Annotated in this window: 1 protein-coding gene; it reads right to left on the minus strand. The window is 77.3% G+C overall.

Translation table 11 applies throughout. The annotated features are described in order from the left end of the window. Nucleotides 1–238: 238 nt before the first annotated feature. Nucleotides 239–1,587, minus strand: a 1,349-nt coding sequence (locus tag HW577_RS24780) for an MFS transporter (protein ID WP_198378754.1), incomplete at its 5' end; no start/stop codon positions are given.

Raw genomic sequence — 1,587 nt, forward strand, 5'->3', positions numbered from 1 at the left:
GCGCTTTCCGGCACCGCTCGCGCGGGCAAAGACGGCCCGCGGCGCGCAGGCCCGCTTCGTGCCGCGGACCGGCAGTGCCGCGACCGGTGCGCGCGCATCGCGCATGCGCCCGGCATCGCCGCTGGCGCTCGTCGTCCCCGCCATGGCGCGCGCGTCTGGCATTACATGCCCTGCGGCGCGCGCCCCCACGGAATGAACGGTGCTTGGCGCGGCCGATCCGTCCGCGCCGGGCCGCGCCTTATCGCCGCGCCGCGCGCAACAGCAGCGCGACGCCGAGCAGCCCGAGCCCCGCACCGATGACGACCGCCGCGCGGTGCCCGCCCACGGCCTCGGCCAGGAGGGCGAAGGCGGGCGGCGCGGCCAGCAGCGCGATGCCGCGCCCGGTATAGCCGACGCCGATCACCGTGCCCGCCGCGCGCCGGCCGAACACATCCGCCGCGAAGGCCGGCAGCAGCGCGATCACCCCGCCATAGGCCGCGCCGAACAGCGTGGCGAAGACCATCAGCGCCAGGCGCCCCTCCGCCGCCGCCCAGAGCATGGTCGACAGCGCGGCGAGCGCCGAGGTGGCGATGAACACGCGCTCCCGCCCCGCCAGGTCCGCGACGGCGCCGATCAGGAACCGCCCGGCGATCGAGCCGATGCCGATGGCGCCGAGCAGGGCGAGCGCGTCGCCCGCCGGGATGCCGAGGTCGCGCGCGCTGCCGACGAGATGCGCGAAGGGCAGTGCCAGCGGCACCGACAGCAGCAGCGTCCCCACGTAGAAGGCACGGAAGCCGGCGGTGCCGAGCACCCGCTCGCCCACCTCCCCCGAGGGAAGCGCAGCACGGGCGGCGCCATCCGGCCTCAGGCCCGCCGCCTCAGGGCTCGGCCGCAGGAGCAGCGCGCCCGTGATGCCGACGACCGCGGCCGCCGCGCCCGAGACCATGAAGGCCAGGCGCCAGTCGCCCAGCTCGCGCAACAGCGCCGCCATGGGCGGCACGAGCGCGGTGCCGAACCCCACGCCGGCGGCTGCGATGCCGGAGGCGAGGCCGCGCGCCGCGACGAACCATCGCTGCACCGCGGCCATCGCGGGCACATAGGCGAAGCCGGTGCCCAGGCCGATCAGCACGCCGTAGCACAGCAGGACCTCGGCCATGCTCTGCGCGTTGGCGGCGGTGACGAGGCCGAGTGCGACCGTCGCCATGCCGGCCACGGCGAGCGCCCGCGGCCCGACCCGATCGGCGAGCGGCCCGGTCAGGCCGCTGACCAGGAAGCAGGAGGCGCCGGACAGCGCGAGGATCAGGCTCGCCGAGGTGCGGGAGGCGCCGAAGCTCGCGGCGAGATCCTCGGCGAAGGCGGCGCAGGAATAGATGGCGCCGAAGCCCACCATGCAGACGAGGAAGGCGCCCGCGACGACGCGCCAGCCGGGGAAGAGGGCGTCGCGCTCCGAGAGCGCGCGGGGCGTGTCGCGCTCCGAGAGCGCGCGAGGCGTGTCGCGCTCCGAGAGCGCGCGGGAGATGTCGCGCTCCTCGAGCGCGCGGGAGGCCGGGTGCTGGCCCGGGGCGTGCGGCGTGTCGCCCAGGTGGCGCGCGCGCGCGGCGCCGCGCG

Origin of the sequence: Neoroseomonas rubea, from assembly GCF_016106015.1 — a bacterium.
In the GTDB taxonomy this organism is placed as follows: Bacteria; Pseudomonadota; Alphaproteobacteria; order Acetobacterales; family Acetobacteraceae; genus Neoroseomonas; species Neoroseomonas rubea.